This is a genomic window from Pseudooceanicola nanhaiensis, from assembly GCF_020171315.1.
Lineage (GTDB): Bacteria > Pseudomonadota > Alphaproteobacteria > Rhodobacterales > Rhodobacteraceae > Pseudooceanicola > Pseudooceanicola nanhaiensis_A.
Genome location: NZ_JAIUZP010000024.1, coordinates 1 through 2,117 on the forward strand (window position 1 = coordinate 1; position 2,117 = coordinate 2,117).

The window sequence follows — 2,117 nt, forward strand, 5'->3', positions numbered from 1 at the left end:
GCGCCCTAACTTGCGGCGCGCCCGCCCAGATGCCTCTCGAATTCCGTTCCGCCATCCCCGCAGTGGCTCTCGCCCCCGCGCCGTCCAGCGCCCCGTCAGCGCCTCAGCGCCGCCGGTGAGGGGCTATTTACGGATAGACCGCAGGACCCGCAAGAGGGATCTTCAAAAAACTTTCGCATCTGTCCCGAGGTCGGCGATGTCCCGCATCCGGAAGCGGACCGGGCGAGCGCACGCGCGCGCTCGCGCGCGATGGGCACCCCCAAACCCCTTGTTTTCCGGCTCCCGGAAGGCCCCAGACGTGGGCCGAGAGCGGCCCATCTTCGGGGCCTCCACGCCCGCTTGAAAGACGAAAACTTCTGCGAATTTTTTGCGATCAGATGCCAGGGATCGGCTGGGAGACCCCACAACCGGGGCCGAGTCACGCAGGCGACTCGCGTCAGGCGGGCCAAATCGACGGTTTCAGCCCACCTGCCCGCCCGAATCCAGCCCGCGTGACGTGGGGTCCACCGGCCCGACTTCCGCGACTCGGCGCGACTCGCCTCAATCGAGTCGCCGCACCATGAGCTGATTCCCCGCGCCGCGCTTCGTTTCGAAAATCTTCAGCTCGCCGATCAGGTCCGAGAACTTGCGTTTACCATAGGTCCGCGTGTCGAAATCCGGATTGTCTGCAGTAACATACTGGCCGAGCTGGCCCATGGGATACCACTCGTCGTCCTGCTCGATCTTGTCCATGGCGCGGAGAATCAGCGGCACCGCTTCCAGCGGCTTGCGCTTGGTCGTCCCCTGGTCGGAGCCTTTCGCCGGGCTCGGCTCATCCACGATGTTCTCGATCAGGACGAAGCGGTTGCAGACGTTGCGCAGGCTCTCGGGGGCCTTGGCCTCGCCGATCCCGATCACGTCGAGCCCCTGCTCGCGGATACGGTTGGCAAGCGCGGTGAAATCACTGTCCGAGGAGACCAGGACGAAGCCGTCGAACCGCCCCGTATGAAGGATGTCCATCGCGTCGATGACGAGGCCGATGTCGCTGGCGTTCTTGCCCTTGGTGTTCGCCGTTTCCTGATGCGCGACGAGGCCGAGCCCCCGCACCTGCTCCGTCCAGGGGCGGAGCCGCTCTGCCCCCCAGTCGCCGTAGACCCGGCGCAGCGCCGGCTCCCCATAGGAGGTCACCTCCTTCAGGATGGCGGCGGCATGACGCGCCGGGATATTGTCGGCGTCGATCAGCACGGCATAGAGGGGACGGGTTTCAGGCATGATTTGTCTCTTTCTTTTCTTATCGTTCAATCTGGCAGGACAGCGCCGAGGGTCAAGTGGCACCCGCCCGTCGCGCGCTTGACCCGGCGACCGGCAGCCGCTTCGATGCGGAGGCCCGGCCGCCTGCGCCGTGCGATACCGGAAAGGGACATCTTCGATGACAACGATCCTCGGCCTCTCGGGCAGCCTGCGGGCTAAGTCCTACAACGCGGCCCTGCTGCGCGCCGCCATCGAGCTTTGCCCCGCGGGCACGACGATCCACGCCGGGACGATCGCGGGCGTGCCGCTCTACAACGCGGACGAAGAGGCAGCCGACGGGGCCCCGGCATCGGTGGTCGCGCTGCGGGAACAGCTCGCGGCCGCGGATGCGCTGCTTCTTGTCACGCCGGAATACAACAACGGGGTGCCCGGGGTCTTCAAGAACGCCATCGACTGGATGTCGAGTGGCGAGGGCGCCGCGCTCTTCCGGGGGAAACCGGTAGGCGTGATCGGGACATCGCCGGGCGGCTTCGGCACGCTGCTGAGCCAGGCGCACTGGCTTCAGGTCCTGCGAGCACTCTCGACGCGCCCTTACCAGGAAGGCCGCCTCGTCGTCTCGAAGGCCGGATCGGTCTTCGACGAGACCGGCGCCCTGACCGACGCGAAGGTGCAGGCGCAGCTGCGGCAGTATCTCGAAGGGTTTGTAGACGCGATCGGGTAACCTACAACCCCGTTCGCCGTCAACGTACGGACTTTGGGCGTTTCCAGTGACCTGCTCCCCGTAGTGTCCGGGTTTATGAGTTCGCTCTGTTCAGGATTTGGTCCTCTATTGACCGTTGGTGATACTCCCACGGGGTAAGCCCGTCGAGGCTCGTGTGGGGGCGGTG

At 65.8% G+C, this 2,117-nt stretch carries 2 protein-coding genes; one reads left to right on the forward strand and one right to left on the reverse strand.

The window, feature by feature from the left end; genetic code table 11:
• Nucleotides 1-540: 540 nt before the first annotated feature.
• Nucleotides 541-1,251, reverse strand: coding sequence for an NYN domain-containing protein (locus LCM32_RS21880; RefSeq protein ID WP_224823207.1), 711 nt, complete (start codon nucleotides 1,249-1,251; stop codon nucleotides 541-543).
• Nucleotides 1,252-1,408: 157 nt separating this feature from the next.
• Here LCM32_RS21880 and LCM32_RS21885 point away from each other — a divergent pair, with 157 nt between their 5' ends.
• Complete coding sequence (locus tag LCM32_RS21885) at nucleotides 1,409-1,951, forward strand: NADPH-dependent FMN reductase (RefSeq protein WP_224823208.1); 543 nt, start codon at nucleotides 1,409-1,411, stop codon at nucleotides 1,949-1,951.
• The last annotated feature ends 166 nt before the right edge of the window (nucleotides 1,952-2,117 follow it).